Here is an 18,805-nt window from a genome sequence, read left to right on the forward strand (position 1 = left end):
CCCGCGCGGCTTCCCACGGGCGCGCCCCCACGCGGGGGCGCGCCCGCCCCGTACGGTCCGCACGGGGGGCGTCAGGGGTTCAGGAGGGGGAGGGTCAGGCGGAAGCGGGCGCCTTCGCCGAGGGCGGTCCGCAGCTCGACGTCGCCACCGTGCGCGCGGGCGAGGGAGCGGGCGATGGCCAGCCCTAGCCCCGCGCCGGCGCCGACCGAGCGGTCGCGGGAGCGGTCGGTCCGGTAGAAGCGGTCGAAGACGCGGCCCGCCTGCTCGGCCGTCATCCCCGGCCCCTCGTCCGCCACGTCGAGCACCGCCCGGCCGCCCGCCGTGCCGACGCCGATCCGCACGGGGGTGCCCGGCGGGGTGTGGGCGGCGGCGTTGCCCACCAGGTTGGCGACCACCTGACGCAGCCGCGCCTCGTCGGCGTGGACCGGCGCCGGGCCGGGCGGCCCACCGTCGGGCCCGGTGACCTCGACGGGACGCGCCGGGTCGAGGGCGCGCAGGTCGTGCCGGGCGTCGTTGGCGAGCGTGCGCAGGTCCATCGGGGCCAGGTCGAGCTGCTCGTCGGCGCCCTCGTCGAGCTGGGCGAGCAGCAGCAGGTCCTCGGTGAGCGCGGTGAGCCGGGTGGCCTCGCGGTCGATGCGCCGCATCGCCTCGTCGACGTCGGCGGGGGAGGCCAGCGCGCCCATCCGGTGCAGCTCGGCCGAGCCCTTGATGACGAACAGCGGCGTGCGCAGCTCGTGGCTGACGTCCGAGACGAACGCGCGCATCCGCGCCTCGGACGCGGCCCGGTCGGCGAAGGCGCGTTCGAGCTGGCCGAGCATGGTGTTGAGCGACGCCGCCAGGTGCCCGATCTCGGTGCCGGGCGGCGCCAGCACGGGCACCCGCCGGCTGAGGTCGCCGCCGGCGATCGCGGCCGCGGTGTGCTCGATCCGGCGCAGCGGCCGCAGCCCCCGGCCGAGGGCGAACCAGCCGGCCCCCGTCAGCAGGACGAGCAGCACCGCGCCGCTGATCACGCTGCTGGCCCGGACCCGGGCGATGGTCGCGTCGGCCTCGGCCAGCGGCGCCGCCGCGATCACCGTCCCGCCCCGCCCGGCGGCCGGCCGGGCGACGGCCCGCCACCGGCCCGAGCCGTCGGCGGCGGGCAGGTCGGCGGCCGACGCGTCTGCGGGCACCGCGCGCAGGTCCTCCAGGCGCGGCAGCGTCGCGGCGGCCACCCTGGGCGAGTGCACGCTCGCCGCCACCGCGCCGCCCGCGTCCAGATGGACCAGGTACGGGCTGCCGAACACGTCGAGTCCCTGCGCGAGGAGGCCGGGGCGGGCGGCGGCGTCCGCGAGGTCGGGCGGCCCGGGGGCCGGCACGCTGGAGACGAGCGCGGTGAGCGAGCGCAGCTGGCCGTCGAGCCGGCCGAGCTGGTAGCGCTCCAGCTGGTCGGCGACGACCGCGCCGGCCAGGCTCAGCCCGGCCAGCAGCAGTCCCGCGGTGAGCAGCAGCAGCCTGGCCCGCAGCGACAGCCGCCTCACCGCCGGGGCTCGCGCATCACGTAGCCCACGCCGTGCACGGTGTGGATGAGCTTGGGCTCCCCGGCGTCGACCTTGCGCCGCAGGTAGGAGATGTAGGTGTCGACGATGCTGGCGTCGCCGCCGAAGTCGTAGCGCCACACCCGGTCGAGGATCTGCGCCTTGGACACCACGCGCCCGGCGTTCTCCATCAGATAGCGCAGCAGCCGGAACTCGGTGGGGGAGACCCGGACCGGCCGCCCCTCCCGCGTCACCTGGTGCCCGTCGGCGTCGAGCGTGAGCGCCCCCACCTTCAGCACCCCGGCGTGGTGGCCGGAGGTGCGGCGGAGGATCGCGCGGATCCTGGCGATCAGCTCCTCCAGGTCGAACGGCTTGGTCACGTAGTCGTCGGCGCCGAGGGAGAGCCCGGTGACCTTGTCCGCCTGGCGGTCGCGGGCGGTGAGGAACAGGACGGGCACCGGCCGCCGCTCGCGCAGCCGCCGGACCACCTCGAAGCCGTCCATGTCCGGCAGCATCACGTCGAGCAGCACCAGGTCGGGCGGTTCGGCGTCGGCCGCGGCGACCGCCTCGGTCCCTGTCGCCACCGAGGTCACCCGGAACCCCGCGAAGCGCAGCGTCGCCGCGAGCAGCTCGCGGACGGTGGCCTCGTCGTCCACCACCAGCAGCCGCTCGGCGTCCTCGGGCGTCATCGCCCGGCCTGATCCGTCCACGCCGGCCAGGATACGGAAGCCCGGTGCCCGCCCATCACACGTCGCGGCGCCGGAAGAGCACGAACGCGGCGGCCAGCACGGCGGCCACCCCGAGGCACATCCCGCCCAGGTTCAGCCACGGGTACGGGTGGGCCGGGTCGGGGACCGTCGTGAGCACCGAGGCGGCGCCCCTGGTCGGCCAGACGGCGACGAGGCCCTGCAGCCACGACGGGAACAGGCCCGCGAGGGCGGGCACCAGGAAGACGATCCCCACCAGCGTGGCGAGCGCCCCCGCCGTGGCCCGCATGATCGTGCCGAGCCCGGCCGACAGCAGCGCGATCGCCGCCAGGTAGACCCCGCCGCCCGCCACCGCGGAGAACACCCCCGGGTCGCCGAGCCGCGCGTACGGCACGCCCTGACCGGCGAGGAGGGCCTGGCCGAGGAGGAAGGAGGCGAGCATCAGCGCCTGCCCCGCCACCACGGAGATCGCGGTCGCCACCACCACCTTGGCCGCCAGCAGCCGGTGCCTGCGGGGCGCGGCGGTCAGCGTCGTCGCCATCAGCCCGGTCGCGTACTCGGAGGTGACGACCAGGATGCCCACCACGCCGATGATCAGCTGGGCGACGATGTACGACGTCAGGCTGAGGTTCGTCGGGTCCCACGCCTGCCGTTCCGCCTCGGTCAGGGCCGCGTGGTCGGCACCGGCCGTGCTCATCGACAGGCCCGTGATGCCGAGCCCGACCACGAACAGGCACGCCAGCGTGTACCAGGTGGAACGCAGCCCGCGCAGCTTGATCCATTCGGCGTGCAGGAGGTGGGTGAAGCGCACCGAGCTCATGCCTGGGCCCCCTGGTACTCGACGCTGTCCCTGGTCAGCTCCATGAAGGCGTCCTCCAGCGAGGGCCGCTGCGGGGTGAGCTCGCTCAGCTCGACGCCGTGGTAGGCGGCGAGCTTGCCGATCTCCGCGCTCGTCATGCCGGAGACGACGAGGGACGACTCCGGCCCGCCGCGCACGGCGGCCCCGGCGGCGGTCAGCCGGCGCGCGAAGGAGTCCGCCCCGGACGCGCGGACGAGCACGGCGCCCTCGCCGGCGCCGCGCACGAACTCGCCCATCCCGGTGTCGGCGATGAGCTGGCCCCGGCCGATGACCACCAGGTGGTCGGCGGTCAGCGCCATCTCGCTCATGAGATGGCTGGAGACCAGCACGGCCCGGCCCTCCCGGGCGAGGGAGCGCATGAAGCCGCGGATCCAGCGGATGCCCTCGGGGTCGAGCCCGTTCACCGGCTCGTCGAAGATCAGCACGGCCGGGTCGCCGAGCAGCGCCGCCGCGATGCCGAGCCGCTGCCGCATCCCGAGCGAGAACCCGCCTGCCCGCCTGCCGGCCACGGACTCCAGCCCGGTCCTGGCGAGCACCTCGTCCGCGCGGCGCCGGGGCAGGCCGTTGCTCACCGCGAGCGCCAGCAGGTGGTCGTACGCCGTCCGGCCGCCGTGCACCGCCCCGGCGTCGAGCAGCGCGCCCACCTCGGTCAGGGGCACGGGCAGGTCCCGGTAGCGGCGTCCGCCGACGGTGGCGGACCCGCTCGTGGGAGCCGCCAACCCCATGATCATCTTCATCGTGGTGGACTTGCCCGCGCCGTTCGGGCCGAGGAAGCCGGTCACCTGCCCGGGGGAGACGGTGAACGACAAATCGTCCACCACCGTGTCCGGCCCGTACCGCTTGGTCAGCCCTTTTACGTCGATCGTCGTCATGGCCGAGATCCTGGCGGGTCCGGCCGACCGCCTTCTGTGAGCTTCTGGGAGAACTCTGGGAACCCGCCCGGCCGGCCCGCCGCCGTGCCGTTCACTCTCAGGAAACCCGAAGGACCCGCCCATGCGGAACAATGAGCCGATGAGGAGACGCGAACGGGGCGACGGCCCGTGAGGCAGCGGGTGCGCGCCGCGGCGCTGCGGCTGGCGGGCGCCGGCGGCCTGCCCGCCTACGTGTACGACCTGCCCGGCCTGGCCGCGCACGCCGCGGACGTGCGCGCCGCGATGGGCGGCACGGCCGAGGTCTTCTACGCCGTCAAGGCCAACCCGGCCGCCGAGATCCTGCGGACGCTGCGCCCGTACGTGGACGGCTTCGAGGTCGCCTCCGGCGGCGAGCTGGCGCACGTGCGGGAGGTCGCGCCGGACGCCCGGATCGCCTTCAGCGGCCCCGGCAAGACCCCGGCCGAGCTGGCCCTCGCCCTGGAGGCGGGCGTAGAGCGGCTGCACGTCGAGAGCCCCCGCGAGCTGGCCCGCCTGATCGAGCTGGCCGGCCCGCGCGGAGCCGACGTGCTGCTGCGCGCCAACCCCGGCCTGTCCGGCGAGGGCGCCGCCACCCCGTTCGGCATGGACCCCGCCGGGCTGGCCGCCTGCCTGCCGCTGCTCGCGGATGCCCCGCGGATCCGCGTGCACGGCCTGCACACCCACCTCACCTGGGCCAGGGAGGACGCGGCCGGCCTGGCCCGGCTCGCCGCCGAGGTCGCCCGCTGGTCGCTCGGCTGGATCGGCGCGCACCTGCCGCACCTCACCGCCCCCGAGCTCGACCTGGGCGGCGGCATGGGCGTCGACTACGCCGCCCCGGACGAGCGGTTCGGCTGGGAAGCCTACGCGGAAGCGCTGTCCCGCCTCGGCGGGGCGCGGCTGCGGATCGAGCCCGGCCGCGCGCTGACCGCCTACGACGGCTGGTACGTCACCGACGTCCTCGACGTCAAGCGCAACCACGGCCGCGACTACGCGGTCCTGCGCGGCGGCACCCACCACCTGCGCACCCCCGTCGCCCGCGGCCACGACCAGCCCTTCACCGTGATCCACCGCGAGAGCGCGGGCCCCGCCCTGACCGGCCGCGCCACCCTCGTCGGCCAGCTGTGCACCCCCAAGGACGTGCTGCACCGCGACGCCCCCGTCACCGGCCTGCGCCCCGGCGACCTGATCGCCTTCGGCCTGGCCGGCGCCTACGCGTGGAACCTGTCCCACCACGACTTCCTCATGCACCCCCACCCCGGCCTGCACTACCTGGACGGACGCGATGATCCTCGATGACGCGGCAGACCCCCTCCACACCTGGCAGCACGCCGAGCGCTACCTGGGCGGGGGCACCCGCGCCTACAGCAGCTTCTCCGCCGACCTGGAGATCTCCGAGCCCTACCATCCGCAGCTCGGCCGCCCCCGCTTCCCCGTGCCGACCTTCCGCGTCACCGGGACGTTCCTGACGAACGCCGTCGAGTCCACGCTCACCAAGCTCTACCGGCGCGGCGACGGCTTCCTGCTGCCCGTCCACCCCGAGACGCTCGCCCACCCCGCCCTGCCCGGCCGCGAGGCGCTGGTCGAACGCGGCCCCGACCTGACCGTGGTGCCCTCGGCCAACGCCCGCACCGTGTTCGTCGAGCGGATCGGCGCCGAGCCCGTCGAGCCGCACTTCGTCAAGCTGCACTACCCGCGCAGGCTGTCGCGGTTCACCCGGCGGCTGCGCCGCCCGATCATCACCGTGCAGCTCTGGGCCGCCGAGGAGCTGCTGGCCGCCGGGCTGCCCGTGCTGCCCGAGGTGGCGGGCGGCGTGCTCGGCGACGACCCGCGCGAGGCGTGGGGCTTCCTGCTGCGCGAGACCCGTCCCCGCTCCGGCGGCCTGCCGTTCACCGTGCCGCTGTTCGCGCTGTACGGCCACGACGTGCGGCGGCCCGGCGACCCGACGCTGATGGAGCAGCTCGTGGCCCGCAGCGGCGAGGACCCCGGCGACTGGCTGGCCCGCCGCGTCGTCACCCCGATGGTCGAGCTGTGGTGCCGGGCGCTGACCCGTACGGGATGCGTCCTGGAGCCGCACGGCCAGAACACGCTGTTCGCCTTCGACGGCGGCGGGCGCACGGCCGTCCTCTACCGCGACTGCGGCGTCTACGTCGACCCCCGCACCCGCCACGACCTCGGCCTCACCCGCGAGCTGCCGCCCGTCAACGTGATCTCCCGCGACGTCCGGCAGCCGCGCGGGAGCGTCTTCAGCCTCGCCTACGACAGCTTCCTCGGCCACCACGCGCTCGAACGCCTCGCCGCCGTCGCCGAGTCCGCGCTCGGCGTGCCGCCGGAACGGCTCAGGCGGGCCGCCCGCGACGCCTTCGCCGCCGGCGTGCCCATGCCCGCCACCGTCCACTACTACGAGGACCGCCTGCGCGCGAACGGCGCCTGGGACCTGACCGACACCGGCGAGCCGCCCGCCTGGCGGCCGGTGTCGTGACGGGCGCTCTCCCGTTCGTCTTACAGGTGAGACCCACGGGAAGGGGAATGTTGTGAAATACGTGCTGATGTTCATGGACACCGAGCAGTTCACCAAGGACCTGGCAGCCATGACCGACGACGAGCGCGCCGAGGCCGTACGGAAGGTCGAGCAGTGGTTCGCCGACCACGCCGGCCGGATCACCGGCGGCAGCAAGCTCGCGCCGCCGCACACCGCCACCACCGTCCGCCTGGAGGGCGGCGGCGAGCCCGTCATCACCGACGGGCCGTTCATGGAGGGCAAGGAGGTCGTCAGCGGCTTCGCCGAGATCGACGTGGCCGACCTCGACGAGGCCCTGGCCATGGTCCGCACCTGGCCCGCCTGCCCGACGGTCGAGATCAGGCCCGTCGAACGGTGACGGGCGCGCCCGCCGACGAGCTGGCCCGCGTGGTGCGCGAGCACGCGGGCCGGCTCGCCGCCTCGCTGGTGTCGCTCCTCGGCGACTTCTCCGCCGCCGAGGACCTGGTCCAGGACGCGGTCGAGACCGCGCTGCGACGCTGGCCGGACGAGGGCATCCCGGACCGTCCCGATGCCTGGCTCCACACGGTGGCCCGCCGCCGCGGCCTGGACGTGCTGCGCCGCGAGTCCGTCTACCGGGCCAAGCTGGAGCTGCTGCGCGACCCCGCCCCGGCCGAGCCCGACGGGCGGCTGCGGCTCATGTTCACCTGCTGCCACCCGGCGCTGCCCAGGGCCGCGCAGATCGCGCTCACCCTGCGCGTGGTGTGCGGGCTCACCACCGGCCAGATCGCCGCCGCCTTCCTCGCCCCCGAGACGACCGTCGCCCAGCGCATCACCCGCGCCAAGAAGAAGATCGCCGACGCCGGGATCCCGTACCGGGTGCCCGCCGCCGGCGAGCTGCCCGCCCGCGTGCGCGAGGTGCTGGCCGTCATCTACCTGCTGTTCAACGAGGGCTACCTGTCCAGCACCGCCGAGCGCGCCCACTCGCGCGACCTGGTCGACGACGCCGAATGGCTCGCCTCCCTGCTGACCGGGCTGATGCCCGCCGAACCCGAGGCCGCCGGGCTGCTCGCGCTCATCCGGCTGCACCGGGCCCGCGACGCCGCCCGCTTCGACGACTCCGGCGGCCTCGTGCTGCTGCGCGACCAGGACCGGTCCCGCTGGGACCACGACGCCATCGCCGCGGCCACCGCCCTGCTGACCCGCACCGCCCGCCGCCACCGCGCGCCCGGCCCGTACCAGCTCCAGGCCGCCATCGCGGCCTGCCACGCGGAGGCCGCCCGCTGGGACGACACCGACTGGCGGCAGATCGTCGTCCTCTACGACATGCTGCTGCGGCTCGCGCCCTCACCCGTCACCCGGCTGCACCGCGCCGTCGCCGTGCGTCACGCCGACGGCCCCGAGGCCGCGCTCGGCGAGCTGAAGGACCTGCGGGCCGCGCTCGACCGCTATCCGCTCTATCACGCCACCCACGCCGAGCTGCTGCGCGACCTCGGCCGGCCAGGCGAGGCCCGCGAGGCCGACGAGCGCGCCCTGCGTCTGACCGCCAACCCCGCCCAGCAGGCCCTGCTGGAGGAGCGCATCAGCTGGGCGGGCACAGCCCCCTGATCGCCAGCGCGTAGCCGCGCACCCCGAACCCCACCACGATCCCCGCCGCCACCGGCGACAGGTACGAGCGGTGCCGGAACGGCTCACGCCGGTGCACGTTGGAGATGTGCACCTCCACCACCGGCAGCTCCGCCCCCTCGATCGCGTCGTGCAGCGCCACCGACGTGTGCGTGTAGGCGCCCGCGTTGACCACCGCGCCCACCGCCCGGCCCGCCTTCACCGCCGCGCCCGCCTCCTGGATCCAGTCGACGAGGTCGCCCTCGTGGTTGGACTGCCGGAAGTCGAGCTCCACGCCGGCCGCCGCGCACTCCTCGCGGCACAGCGCCTCCACGTCGGCCAGCGTGGCCGTCCCGTAGACCTCCGGCCTGCGGGTGCCGAGCAGGTTGAGATTGGGGCCGTTGAACACGTACACGGTCGTCACGCCCGCCATTGTGTCAGCCCTTGTAGTTGAACACCTGCCGCAGCGTGTGCCGCACCGTCACCAGGTCCTTCTGGTCCTCCATCACCTGGTCGATCGGCTTGTACGCCTCCGGGTGCTCGTCCACCAGCGCCGCCGCGCGGTCCTCGTTCCAGGTGCGGCCCCGCATCGCCGCCTTCAGCGACGAGGCCGACAGCTCCCGCTTGGCCCTGGTGCGCGACATCCGCCGCCCCGCCCCGTGCGCGCACGAGTGGTACGACTCCGGGTTGCCGCGCCCGCTCACGATGTACGAGCGCGTCCCCATCGAGCCCGGGATGACGCCCTCGTCGCCGGTGTCGGCCTTGATCGCGCCCTTCCTGGTGATCCACAGCCTCTTGCCGTGGTGCTCCTCCAGCTGGGTGAAGTTGTGGTGGCAGTTGATGGTCCGCACCCTCCGCCCCGTGCCCACGACACGGAACAGGGCGTCGACCAGGACCCGGTCCATCCGGGCCCGCGAGGCCATCGCGTAGCGCTGCGCCCACAGCATGTCCTCGATGTAGGCGTCGAACTCCGGCGTGCCCTGCACCAGGTACGCCAGGTCCGGGTCCTCCAGCCCGATCGCCTGGCGGCGCATCAGGTTCTTGGCCCCGGCGATGTGCCTGGTCGCGAGCTGGTTGCCGATGCCGCGCGAACCCGAGTGCAGCACCGTCCACACCCGGTCGCGCTCGTCCAGGCACACCTCGACGAAGTGGTTGCCCGAGCCGAGCGTGCCGAACTGGCGCGACACCGTCGCCTCCTGCTTGCCCGTCAGCTCCGTGCGCGGACGGCCGAGCTCGCTCAGCGCCCGGTCGACCGACGGGTCCTCGTGGCCCTTGCCGACGCCCGCCGGGATGCGGCGCTCCACCAGCGGCATCAGCGCGTCGAGCGTGGCCGGCAGGTCGGCGGCCGTGAGCGTGGTCTCGGTCGCGACCATGCCGCAGCCGATGTCGACGCCGACGGCGGCCGGGATGATCGCGCCCTCGGTGGGGATGACCGAGCCGACCGTCGCGCCGATGCCGACGTGCGCGTCGGGCATGAGAGCGACGTGCCCGGAGACGAACGGCAGGCGGGCGGCGCGGGCGGCCTGCGTGATCGTTCCCTCGTCGATCTCGCTGGCCCAGGACAGCAGGTTCGGTGCGGGCTGGTGCGGCATGAGTGGATCTCCTCGGTTCGTTCTTGATCCAGTCTGCCGGGGGCGCAGGTGAAAACCCACTCATTTTACCCCGCCGGCTTGTTACGATCGCCGCCGTGATCGCCGAAGAACCGCTGGCCGGAGGCGGGGTCAACGAGGTCGTCCGGGTCGGCGACACCGTCCGCCGCCCCGCCGCGCCGTGGACTCCCGCCGTGCACGGCCTGCTCACCCACCTGGCCGTCCGCGGCTTCACCGGCGCGCCCCGCGCCCACGGCCTCGACGAGCGCGGGCGCGAGATCCTCGACTACGTGCCCGGCGTCGTCGCCCACTACCCGGCGCCCGCCGCCACCTGGAGCGACGCCACGCTGACCGCCGTGGCCGCGCTGCTGCGCGACTACCACGACGCCACCGCCGGCTACACTCCGCCCGCCGGCGCCCGCTGGCAGTTCGCGCCCAAGGAGCCCGCCGAGGTCGTCTGCCACGGCGACGTCGCCCCCTATAACTGCGTCTTCCGCGACGGCGTGCCCGTCGCGTTCCTCGACTTCGACACCGCGCACCCCGCGCCCCGCCTGTGGGACGTCGCCCACGCCGCCTACCGGTTCGTCCCCATCACCCTCGGCGGCCACGGCGAGGAGCCGCTGCCCGTCGCCGAGCAGATCCGGCGGCTGCGGCTGTTCTGCGACGCCTACGGCCTGCCCGAGGCCGACCGGCGGGCGCTGCCCGGCACCCTCGTCCGGGTCCTGCACGGGCTCGCCCGCCACATCCGCGAACGGGCCGCCGCCGGCGACGCCGCCTTCGCCGCCCACCTCGCCGACGGCCACCCCGAGCTGTACCTCGCCGACGCCCGGCACGTACAGCGGTATGCGTTTTGAGACAGCACCTAAGGCCGACGTAGGCTGGGCCTCTGGCGAACGACAGGAGGTGACGCCCCATGTTGCGAGACTCGTTCGGACGGGTGGCGACGGATCTGCGGGTGTCGCTCACGGACAAGTGCAATCTGCGCTGCTCCTACTGCATGCCGCCCGAGGGTCTCGACTGGCTGCCCAACTCCCAGCTCCTCACGGCCGACGAGATCGTCCGGCTCGTCACCGTCGGCGTCGAACGCCTCGGCATCCGCGAGGTCCGCTACACCGGCGGCGAGCCGCTGCTGCGCCGCGAACTGCCCGACATCGTCGCCCGCACCACCGCGCTCACCCCGCGCCCCCAGGTGTCGCTCACCACCAACGGCATCGGCCTGGCCCGCCTGGCCGCCCCCCTCGCCGCCGCCGGGCTTGGCCGCGTCAACGTCTCGCTCGACACCCTCGACCGCGACACGTTCAAGAAACTCGCCCACCGCGACCGGTTCACCGACGTGATCGCCGGCATGGCCGCCGCCCACGACGCCGGCCTGCGCCCCGTCAAGGTCAACGCCGTGCTCATGCGCGACGTCAACCAGCACGAAGCCGTCCCGCTGCTGCGCTACTGCCTCGAACAGGGCTACGAGCTGCGCTTCATCGAGCAGATGCCGCTCGACGCCCAGCACGGCTGGAGCCGCGACACCATGGTCACCGCCGACGAGATCCTCGACCTGCTGTCGGCCGCGTTCACCCTCACCCCCGACGAGAGCGAGGACCGCGGCAGCGCCCCCGCCGAACGCTTCCTCGTCGACGGCGGCCCCGGCCGCGTCGGCGTCATCGGCTCCGTCACCCGGCCGTTCTGCGGCGCCTGCGACCGCGTCCGGCTCACCGCCGACGGGCAGATCCGCAACTGCCTGTTCGCCACCGAGGAGTCCGACCTCAAGTCCGCCATGCGCGCCGGAGCCACCGACGACGACCTCGCCCAGCGCTGGCTCGCCGCCGTCGCCCGCAAGCGCCCCGGCCACGGCATCGACGACCCGTCCTTCCTCCAGCCCGCCCGGCCCATGTCGGCGATCGGCGGCTAGGTGCCCAGAGCGCGCGACCTCGGCCTCCCGCTCGCCGGCCGGCCCGGCGCGCACAACGCCATCACCGACGTGCCCGGCGTCCGCGTCGGCCACCGCACCGTCGTCCGCGACCCCGGCATCCGCACCGGCGTCACCGCCGTCGTCCCCGGCGCCACCCCCGTCAGCCCGCTGCCCGCCGGCGTGTTCACCGGCAACGGCCACGGCAAGCTCATCGGCGCCACCCAGCTCGCCGAGCTCGGCCTGCTGGAATCACCCGTCGTCCTGACCGCCACGCTGTCCGCCTTCCGCGCCGCCGACGCGCTCGTCACCTGGATGCTCGCCCGGCCCGACTGCGCCGGCGTGCGCACCTTCAACCCGGTCGTGGGGGAGTGCAACGACGGCCACCTGTCGGACATCCGCGCCCGGCCCGTCACCGAGGCGCACGTGCTGGCGGCCATCGACACGGCGACCGGCGGGGCCGTCCCTGAAGGCTGCGTCGGCGCGGGCACCGGCACCGTGGCGCTCGGCCACAAGGCCGGGATCGGCACCTCCTCCCGCCTCGTCGGCCCGTACACGGTGGGCGCCCTCGTCCAGGCCAACTTCGCCGGCACCCTCCGGCTCCCCCCGGCCGGCCCCTCCCATCCGGACCGATCCCACGCGAACACACCGTCACCGGGCCGCCTGCAGCCCGCTGGGTCACCGTCAGACCCGCTGGAGGCGGGCCGCTCATCGACCGGCGCTCCGGCGCCTTTCCCCGGCCTACCCGCTCCCGTGGCGGCCGGTGACGACGGGGAGGCCGGGTCGTGCATGGTGGTGGTCGCCACCGACGCGCCGCTGGACGCGCGGCAGCTCACCCGGGTGGCACGGCGCGCCGTCTTCGCCCTGGCCCGGGTCGGCGCGGCCTACACCCACGGCAGCGGCGACTACGGCATCGCCTTCAGCGTCCGCCCCGGCGCCGCCCTCGTGCCGGACGCCTCGCTGAGCCCGCTGTTCGAGGCGACGCTCGACGCCGTCGAGGAGGCCGTGCTCAACTCCCTGTTCACCGCCACGACGACCACCGGCGTGCACGGCCACACCGCCCACGCCGTCCCCCTCCCGGGCGCGGCGCCATGAGGCCCGGACACGACGCGGTGATCCTCGCCGGCGGCCAGGCCCGCCGCCTCGGCGGCCTCGACAAACCCGGCCTCGACGTCGGCCACCGCTCGCTGGTCGAGAACGTCGTCGCGGCCGTCCCCACCGCCGAGCGCGTCATCGTCGTCGGCCCGCCCCGTGACCTGCCCGGCGTCCTGTTCACCCGCGAGGACCCGCCGGGCGCGGGCCCGATCCCCGCCCTGCGCGCCGGCCTCGCCCACGTCACGGCCCCCTGGGTCGTCCTCCTCGCCGCCGACCTCCCCTTCCTGAACGCCCACCACGTCACCACCCTCCTCACCACAGCCCACTCCCTGCCGCCCACCCCTGAACTCCACCTTGCGACCGCGCCAGACCGGCCCGCACACCCACCGGCGACGGACGCGCCCACCGGCCAGGCCGCCTCGTCCGGGCCTCCCCGGAGGGTGGAGGCTCCCTCCGAGGGGCCGGAGCCTCACACGGCGCCAGGCGCTTCCGGCCGGCCCAGGGCGGGGTCAGGCCCGCCTGGGGCGGCCTCTGGCCCGCCTGGGGTGGCGTCCGAGCCGTTCGGGCCTTCCCGGGTGGGGGGCGGTTCCTTGGTACGGGCGGAGTCAGGCAACGCTGGTCCGCCCGTACCGGCTGGGGGCGGTTCCGGGGTTGGGCCGGGCGGTGGGGTGGTGGCCGTGGATGGGGAGGGGCGGGAGCAGTGGCTGCTGGGCGTGTGGGACGTGGCCGGGCTGCGGGAGGCGCTGGGCCGCTATGAGGGGCGGTCGCTGCGCGGGCTGCTGGCGCCGCTGGCACGGGCCCGGGTGGCGTTGCCGCGCCGGGCATGGTTCGACTGCGACACTGTGGACGACCTCGAGGAGGCACGGATGAACGTACTGGCCGAATGGACCGCGCTGGCCTGCAAGGAGCTGGGCGTCGACCCGGCGCGGGTGGACCGGGACCAGATCCTGGAGCTGACCAAGGAGGTGGCGCACGGGGTCGCGAGGCCGGCGGCGCCGCTGACGGCGTACCTGCTGGGGCTGGCCGAGGGGGCCGGCACGGCGCCGGAGGAGGCCGTGGCGCGGCTGACGACGCTGGCCCGCAATTGGGGCGAGGCGACGGCCGAGACGCTGACGGACAGCTGACACTGGAACGAACTACCGCTGTCAAGCGCCCCGCCCGAACCTGAAGATTTCCTGTGAAATACGGCCAGGGCGGGGTGTAAACGATTTCGGGAAAGCAGCCCTATCCAATACGGGGGGCGCGCGTCGAACAGATCATCTAATGCGACGCTTTACCTGGAGAAAGGGCGACGCCGGGTGGTTACGGGGGCAAACCACCCGGCGTCGCTTCATCGGCGTTCCGACGGGGGCCCGGAACGCCGGCACCAGCACTCCGACGGGGGACCGGAGCGCTTGCCTAAAGCGTACACCTACAACCCATGGGATGCGTCAAGACTTAGTCACGACCCGATCTCGCGTCGGTGCAGCGGTATCTCGCTTTGGTTAGCTTCGGGTGTGTGAAAGGTGGGAGGTGGGGCGTCCCTCCCCCTCTCATTGGCCCCGATTACCGCTATGTATGGCAAAAAGACGGCCCCGGCGATGAACAGCAGCCGGTAGGGCCACGGCACCGGCACCACGACCGCCAGGATCAGGCAGATCGTCCGGATGCCCATCTTGACCAGGTAGCTGATCTCGCGCCGATGGACGTCGGCGGTGAGCGACGGACGGGCGTCCGTCACCTGGTGAACCGCCTCTTTCCTGCGCCAACCCCTCATGTTTCCCACCGTAGACCTCGGACGGGGCGCTCGCGAAGGCGCACCCCCCTGGGAGCACAGGTCATGCGATCATGGCCTTCTAGTAAGGAGGATGTGGACATGACGGACCGAACGTACCGGGTGACCGAGATCGTCGGCACTTCGGGGGAGAGCGTCGACGAGGCCATCCGCAACGGCATCCGGCGCGCCTCGCAGACCCTGCGCCACCTCGACTGGTTCGAAGTGACGGAGGTGCGCGGCCACATCGAGGGGGGAGAGGTGGCGCACTTCCAGGTCGGGATGAAGGTCGGCTTCAGGCTGGAAGACGCCTGAGCACGCCCTGACAGCCCGGGAACACCTGGACACGCCGGTGAACACCCGGACACGCCCGGGAACCCCGGGGACACACGGGAAACGCCGTCTCTGTCACGGTTCCGTGCGGGACGTGACAGGGGCGGCGCGGGCCGTTCACACTGCGGTCATGCGCCGCCGCCCCGCGCTCCCGCCCGCCCCGCCTGCCCTGGCCGCTGTGCCCGGCGCTGTGCTCGCCGTCGTGCTCGCCTGCGCCCTCGCCGCCTGTGGGACGACCGCCACGCCGCGGGAGGCCGCCGGGCAGCCGCCGCCTCGGTCACAGGAGCCCGCCCCGGCCCCCGTCCTGCGCCAGAGCGCCGCCGAGGCGGCCCGTACGGCGGCGAGCCTGCGCCGGCTGGACGACCTGCCGCTGTACGAGATGACCTTCCACGGCGGCTACGACGCCGAGGCGCCCCTCACCGAGCAGGAACTCGCCCGCCGCGACGACGCGTGGGCCTGCTCGCTGTTCCTGCAGCCCGGCGAGGCCGGCCCGGTGTTCGGCCGCAACTTCGACTGGGACCCGCACCCGGCGATGGTGGTGCACGCCCGCCCGCCTGGCGGCTACGCCTCACTGTCGATCTCGGACGTCTCGTACGTGCTCGGCCACGGCGGCCCCCCGGACCTCGGCGACCCGGCCGACCGGCGGCGGCTGGCGCACGCGGTGCTGGCGCCGTTCGACGGCATGAACGAGAAGGGCCTGGCCGTCGGCCTCGCTCAGGTGCCCGACGCGCTGCTGCCCGCCCGCGCGCCGGGACGCACGACGGTCGGCAGCGCCCGCGTCATGCGGCTGCTCCTGGACCGGGCCGCCACCGTGGACGAGGCGGTCGCCCTCATGCGCCGCTACGACGTCGACTTCTCCGGCGGCCCGCAGGTCCACTACCTGATCGGCGACCGCTCGGGCCGCTCGGCGGTCGTCGAGTACGGCGACGGCAGGCTCAACGTCATCGAGGACCGCGTGCTGACCAACATCACCATGACCGGCGCGAGCCGCGCCACCCGCCTGGCCGATCCCCGCTATCGCGCGCTCAGCCAGGGGGCCGGCGCCGACCCCCTGGCCCTGCTGCGCCGGGTGGCGCAGCCGCACACGCGCTGGTCGGTCGTGTACGACCTGACGGCCGGCACCGCCCGGCTGGTCACCGGGCAGCGCTGGGGCCGCGTGCACGAGCTGGCGATCAGCTCGCCTGGCTGACCGTCGACATGTTGAAGTCGGGCACCCGCACCGGCGGCATGACCGCCCGCGTGAAGTAGTCGCCCCACTCGCGCGGCAGCGTCTGCTCCGGCGCGCCCACCTCCGTGAGGCGGCCCAGCAGGTCGACCGGGCTCTCGTTGAACCGGAAGTTGTTCACCTCGCCCACGACCTCGCCGTGCTCGACCAGGTAGACGCCGTCGCGGGTGAGCCCGGTCAGCAGCAGCGTCTGCGGGTCGACCTGGCGGATGTACCACAGGCAGGTCAGCAGCAGGCCGCGCTCGGTGGAGGCGATCATCTCCTCCAGGGAGCGGCCGCCCTCCGGCCCCTTCATGATCAGGTTGTCGACGGACGGCGTCACCGGCAGGCCGCTCAGCCCGGCCGAGTAGCGCGTCTGCAGCAGCGCCTCCAGCCGGCCGTCGGCGATCCAGTCGGTGGCCGACAGCGGCAGCCCGTTGTCGAACACCGAGCTCTCCCTGCTGGACGAGCGCGCCGTCACGAACGGCGCGCAGCCGATCCCGGGCGCCGCCGGGTCGCTCGACAGCGTCACGGGCAGCGTGGCGAGCCGCTCGCCGACCCGGGTGCCGCCGCCCGGCTTGGAGAACACCGAGCGGCCGTCCAGCGCGTCCCTGGCGCCGGCGGACCAGAACAGGTAGACCATCAGGTCGGCGACCGCCGTCGGGGGCAGCAGCGTCTCGTAGCGGCCCGCCGGGAGGTCGACGCGCGTCTTGGCCCAGTCGAGCCGCTGCGCCAGCCCCGCGTCGAGGGCGGCCACGTCCACGTCGGTGAAGTCGCGCGTGGCCACCCCGGCCCACGCCGAGCGCTTGAGGTCGGCGGACTTGGCGTTGAGCTCCAGCCGCCCCGACGGCTGGTCGTGGCGCAGCCGCAGCCCGGTCGAGCTGCCGAGGAACGTCGTGGTCAGCGTGTGCTCGGCGAACCCGTACAGCCTCCTGCCGCCCGCCTCGGCGGAGGCGAACGCCTCGCCGAGCGCCGGCGCGAACCCGCGGAACACCTCGATGTCGGTCGGCGTCACCGGGCCGTCCCACGACGCGCTCGCCGGGCCGCCCGCGACGAGCTCGCCCGCGTCCTCGGCCGGCTGCGCGTCGCGCGCGGTCGCGTCGGCGGCGGCCACCACGGCGGCGAGCTGCTCGGGCCGCACCGCGGCGCGCGACACGACGCCCACGCCCCGCCCGGCGATCGAGATCACGGTCAGCCGGCTGGAGCGCGCCACGCCGTTGGTCGTCAGCGTGTTGCCGGCGAAGCGCAGGTTGGCGGTGGACTCCTCGTCCACCAGCACCACGCAGCCGTCGGCCGTGGAGAGCTCCAGGGCCCGCTCCACCATCTCCTGGGGAGTCACTTTCCGCCCTCCTGAACGGTGTTGAGTATCCGTACGTTCCTGAACAGGGCCGACGGGCAGCCGTGGCTGACCGGCGCCACCTGCCCCGGCTGGCCCTTGCCGCAGTTGAAGGCCCCGCCGAGCACGTACGTCTGCGGGCCGCCGACGCGTTCCATCGACTGCCAGAAGTCGGTGGTGGTGGCCTGGTAGGCGAAGTCGCGGACCTGCCCGGCGAGCTCGCCGTGGGAGATCCGGTACGCGCGCTGACCGGTGAACTGGAAATTGTAGCGCTGCATGTCGATCGACCAGCTCTTGTCGCCGACGATGTAGATGCCGCGCTCCACGCCGGAGATGAGCTCCTCCGTCGACGGGCCGCCGGGCGCGGCGGCCAGCGACACGTTGGCCATGCGCTGGATCGGCATGTGGCCGGGCGAGTCGGCGAAGGCGCAGCCGTTGGAGCGGCCCAGGCCCTTCATCAGCGCCATCCGCCGGTCGAGCTGGTAGCCGACCAGGACGCCGTCCTTGACGATGTCGAAGCTCTGCCCCTGCACGCCCTCGTCGTCGTAGCCGATCGTGGCCAGGCCGTGCTCGACGGTGCGGTCGCCGGTCACGTTCATCAGCGGCGAGCCGTAGACCAGCTCGCCGAGCTGGTCGAAGGTGGCGAAGCTGGTGCCGGCGTAGGCGGCCTCGTAGCCGAGCGCCCGGTCGAGCTCGGTGGCGTGGCCGATCGACTCGTGGATGGTCAGCCACAGGTTGGACGGGTGGATCACCAGGTCGTAGTCGCCCGCCTCGACCGACGGCGCGGCCAGCTTCTCGGCCAGCAGCTCCGGCAGCGCGGCCAGCTCGGCCGCCCAGTCCCAGCCCGTGCCGGTCAGGTACTCGTAGCCCCGGCCGACCGGCGGCGCGATCGTGGACATGTCGTCGAAGCCGGTCTCCGACGCCTTCATGGCGTTGAGCACGGGATGCACCCGCACCCGCTGCTGCGTCGTCACGGTGCCGGCCGTGTCGGCGTAGAACTTCTGCTCCTTGACCTGCAGCAGCCGCGCCGACACGTGGTCGGCGCCCTTGAGCAGGCCCGCCGACCAGTCGGCCAGCAGCGCCACCTTGTCGGCCGACGGCACGTCGAACGGGTCGACGTCGTAGGACGACACCCAGGTGACCTCGCCGTGCACCGGCTCGGGCGCGAGCTCGATCGGCTCACGGTTGATCGGGGCGCTCACCTCCGCGACCCGCACCGCCTGCTCGGCCACCCGCGCGGCGGCCTCGGGGGTCAGGTCGATCCCGGCGGCGAACCCCCAGGTGCCGCCCTTGACCACGCGCACGGCGTAGCCGAGGTCGTCGGCGTCGGCGGCGCCCTCCAGGCGCGCGTCGTAGAGGCTCAGGGTCTCGGCTCTGATGCGTTCGAGCCGGAAGTCGGCATGCTCCGCGCCCAGCTCGCGTGCGCGTTGCAGGGCGGCGTCCGCGAGCCGTCTGAGCGGCAGCGCGAGGAAATCGTCATCGATCTGGCGCATGTCCACGATCCTAACGCTGTGATCTTGTATCCCCCGGACAAGCCGGTACCG

The 18,805-nt window shown here is 74.2% G+C and carries 19 protein-coding genes and 1 pseudogene; 11 read left to right on the top strand and 9 right to left on the bottom strand.

Annotation, left to right across the window (positions count from 1 at the left end):
- Positions 1-71: 71 nt before the first annotated feature.
- From AB0J53_RS08730 to AB0J53_RS08745, 4 genes are read right to left on the bottom strand one after another with little or no spacing between them, the layout of a single operon-like run.
- Positions 72-1,517 (bottom strand): HAMP domain-containing sensor histidine kinase, encoded by a 1,446-nt coding sequence (locus AB0J53_RS08730; protein ID WP_364170134.1) that lies wholly within the window; start codon positions 1,515-1,517, stop codon positions 72-74.
- A complete protein-coding gene (locus AB0J53_RS08735) occupies positions 1,514-2,203 on the bottom strand; it encodes a response regulator transcription factor (RefSeq protein WP_364171035.1) in 690 nt (229 codons plus the stop codon). Before AB0J53_RS08735 ends, AB0J53_RS08730 begins: the two co-directional genes overlap by 4 nt.
- Before the next feature lie 55 nt (positions 2,204-2,258).
- The gene (locus AB0J53_RS08740; RefSeq protein WP_364170137.1) at positions 2,259-3,041 is read right to left on the bottom strand and encodes an ABC transporter permease; all 783 of its coding nucleotides are present in this window, start codon (positions 3,039-3,041) and stop codon (positions 2,259-2,261) included.
- Complete coding sequence (locus tag AB0J53_RS08745) at positions 3,038-3,952, bottom strand: ATP-binding cassette domain-containing protein (protein ID WP_364170140.1); 915 nt, start codon at positions 3,950-3,952, stop codon at positions 3,038-3,040. The genes AB0J53_RS08740 and AB0J53_RS08745 overlap by 4 nt, the downstream gene beginning before the upstream one ends.
- Before the next feature lie 168 nt (positions 3,953-4,120).
- Here AB0J53_RS08745 and AB0J53_RS08750 point away from each other — a divergent pair, with 168 nt between their 5' ends.
- From AB0J53_RS08750 to AB0J53_RS08765, 4 genes are read left to right on the top strand one after another with little or no spacing between them, the layout of a single operon-like run.
- A complete protein-coding gene (locus AB0J53_RS08750; protein WP_364170143.1) occupies positions 4,121-5,266 on the top strand; it encodes an alanine racemase in 1,146 nt (381 codons plus the stop codon).
- On the top strand, positions 5,253-6,449 hold the full coding sequence (locus AB0J53_RS08755; RefSeq protein WP_364170146.1) for an IucA/IucC family C-terminal-domain containing protein: 1,197 nt from the start codon (positions 5,253-5,255) through the stop codon (positions 6,447-6,449). The genes AB0J53_RS08750 and AB0J53_RS08755 overlap by 14 nt, the downstream gene beginning before the upstream one ends.
- Before the next feature lie 52 nt (positions 6,450-6,501).
- Positions 6,502-6,846 carry a YciI family protein gene (locus tag AB0J53_RS08760; RefSeq protein WP_364170149.1) on the top strand — a complete coding sequence of 115 codons (345 nt, stop codon included), beginning with the start codon at positions 6,502-6,504 and terminating at the stop codon, positions 6,844-6,846.
- Positions 6,843-8,054: a DUF6596 domain-containing protein gene (locus AB0J53_RS08765; protein ID WP_364170151.1), complete on the top strand. Its 1,212-nt coding sequence runs from the start codon at positions 6,843-6,845 to the stop codon at positions 8,052-8,054. Before AB0J53_RS08760 ends, AB0J53_RS08765 begins: the two co-directional genes overlap by 4 nt.
- Here the strand turns inward: AB0J53_RS08765 and aroQ are convergent.
- Together aroQ and AB0J53_RS08775 are read right to left on the bottom strand one after the other, a co-directional pair.
- Entirely contained in the window at positions 8,029-8,484 is a 456-nt protein-coding gene (gene aroQ / locus AB0J53_RS08770) for a type II 3-dehydroquinate dehydratase (protein ID WP_364170154.1), read from the bottom strand. The two genes, AB0J53_RS08765 and aroQ, sit on opposite strands and share 26 nt — an antisense overlap.
- Positions 8,485-8,488: 4 nt before the next feature.
- On the bottom strand, positions 8,489-9,643 hold the full coding sequence (locus tag AB0J53_RS08775) for an RtcB family protein (protein WP_364170157.1): 1,155 nt from the start codon (positions 9,641-9,643) through the stop codon (positions 8,489-8,491).
- Between the two features lie 95 nt (positions 9,644-9,738).
- On the opposite strand from AB0J53_RS08775, the gene AB0J53_RS08780 reads away from it, so the two are divergent.
- From AB0J53_RS08780 to AB0J53_RS08800, 5 genes and pseudogenes are all read left to right on the top strand, one after another.
- Positions 9,739-10,494, top strand: a complete 756-nt coding sequence (locus tag AB0J53_RS08780) for an aminoglycoside phosphotransferase family protein (RefSeq protein ID WP_364170159.1) — start codon at positions 9,739-9,741, stop codon at positions 10,492-10,494.
- A 59-nt stretch (positions 10,495-10,553) separates the two neighbouring features.
- Complete coding sequence (gene moaA, locus AB0J53_RS08785; RefSeq protein WP_364170161.1) at positions 10,554-11,543, top strand: GTP 3',8-cyclase MoaA; 990 nt, start codon at positions 10,554-10,556, stop codon at positions 11,541-11,543.
- Positions 11,544-12,635 carry a P1 family peptidase gene (locus AB0J53_RS08790; RefSeq protein ID WP_364170164.1) on the top strand — a complete coding sequence of 364 codons (1,092 nt, stop codon included), beginning with the start codon at positions 11,544-11,546 and terminating at the stop codon, positions 12,633-12,635.
- Positions 12,632-13,009: pseudogene (locus tag AB0J53_RS08795) on the top strand (NTP transferase domain-containing protein); the annotation flags it as partial. The gene AB0J53_RS08790 and the pseudogene AB0J53_RS08795, both read left to right, overlap by 4 nt.
- Positions 13,010-13,501: 492 nt before the next feature.
- A complete protein-coding gene (locus AB0J53_RS08800; RefSeq protein WP_364171037.1) occupies positions 13,502-13,759 on the top strand; it encodes a DUF6457 domain-containing protein in 258 nt (85 codons plus the stop codon).
- Positions 13,760-14,076: 317 nt separating this feature from the next.
- On the opposite strand, the gene AB0J53_RS08805 is transcribed toward AB0J53_RS08800, so the two are convergent.
- A complete protein-coding gene (locus AB0J53_RS08805; protein ID WP_219505599.1) occupies positions 14,077-14,391 on the bottom strand; it encodes a DUF3099 domain-containing protein in 315 nt (104 codons plus the stop codon).
- 99 nt (positions 14,392-14,490) lie between these two features.
- Here AB0J53_RS08805 and AB0J53_RS08810 point away from each other — a divergent pair, with 99 nt between their 5' ends.
- Entirely contained in the window at positions 14,491-14,703 is a 213-nt protein-coding gene (locus tag AB0J53_RS08810; protein ID WP_049573305.1) for a dodecin, read from the top strand.
- 148 nt (positions 14,704-14,851) lie between these two features.
- Positions 14,852-15,910: a carcinine hydrolase/isopenicillin-N N-acyltransferase family protein gene (locus AB0J53_RS08815; protein WP_364170168.1), complete on the top strand. Its 1,059-nt coding sequence runs from the start codon at positions 14,852-14,854 to the stop codon at positions 15,908-15,910.
- Here AB0J53_RS08815 and AB0J53_RS08820 read toward each other — a convergent pair.
- A complete protein-coding gene (locus tag AB0J53_RS08820; protein ID WP_364170171.1) occupies positions 15,894-17,264 on the bottom strand; it encodes a metallopeptidase TldD-related protein in 1,371 nt (456 codons plus the stop codon). The two genes, AB0J53_RS08815 and AB0J53_RS08820, sit on opposite strands and share 17 nt — an antisense overlap.
- Complete coding sequence (locus AB0J53_RS08825; RefSeq protein ID WP_219505594.1) at positions 17,261-18,754, bottom strand: TldD/PmbA family protein; 1,494 nt, start codon at positions 18,752-18,754, stop codon at positions 17,261-17,263. Before AB0J53_RS08825 ends, AB0J53_RS08820 begins: the two co-directional genes overlap by 4 nt.
- Positions 18,755-18,805 lie beyond the last annotated feature (51 nt).

Source organism: Nonomuraea sp. NPDC049725 (genome assembly GCF_040674795.1).
In the GTDB taxonomy this organism is placed as follows: Bacteria; Actinomycetota; Actinomycetes; order Streptosporangiales; family Streptosporangiaceae; genus Nonomuraea; species Nonomuraea ceibae.

Bases quoted from the DNA above. Each gene is read 5' to 3' on its own strand.
- AB0J53_RS08740 (WP_364170137.1), bottom strand. From the start codon at position 3,041: ATGAGCTCGGTGCGCTTCACCCACCTCCTGCACGCCGAATGGATCAAG.
- AB0J53_RS08735 (WP_364171035.1), bottom strand. From the start codon at position 2,203: ATGACGCCCGAGGACGCCGAGCGGCTGCTGGTGGTGGACGACGAGGCC.
- AB0J53_RS08805 (WP_219505599.1), bottom strand. From the start codon at position 14,391: ATGAGGGGTTGGCGCAGGAAAGAGGCGGTTCACCAGGTGACGGACGCC.
- AB0J53_RS08815 (WP_364170168.1), top strand. From the start codon at position 14,852: ATGCGCCGCCGCCCCGCGCTCCCGCCCGCCCCGCCTGCCCTGGCCGCT.
- AB0J53_RS08755 (WP_364170146.1), top strand. From the start codon at position 5,253: ATGATCCTCGATGACGCGGCAGACCCCCTCCACACCTGGCAGCACGCC.
- AB0J53_RS08800 (WP_364171037.1), top strand. From the start codon at position 13,502: ATGAACGTACTGGCCGAATGGACCGCGCTGGCCTGCAAGGAGCTGGGC.
- AB0J53_RS08810 (WP_049573305.1), top strand. From the start codon at position 14,491: ATGACGGACCGAACGTACCGGGTGACCGAGATCGTCGGCACTTCGGGG.
- aroQ (WP_364170154.1), bottom strand. From the start codon at position 8,484: ATGGCGGGCGTGACGACCGTGTACGTGTTCAACGGCCCCAATCTCAAC.
- AB0J53_RS08775 (WP_364170157.1), bottom strand. From the start codon at position 9,643: ATGCCGCACCAGCCCGCACCGAACCTGCTGTCCTGGGCCAGCGAGATC.
- AB0J53_RS08745 (WP_364170140.1), bottom strand. From the start codon at position 3,952: ATGACGACGATCGACGTAAAAGGGCTGACCAAGCGGTACGGGCCGGAC.
- moaA (WP_364170161.1), top strand. From the start codon at position 10,554: ATGTTGCGAGACTCGTTCGGACGGGTGGCGACGGATCTGCGGGTGTCG.
- AB0J53_RS08825 (WP_219505594.1), bottom strand. From the start codon at position 18,754: ATGCGCCAGATCGATGACGATTTCCTCGCGCTGCCGCTCAGACGGCTC.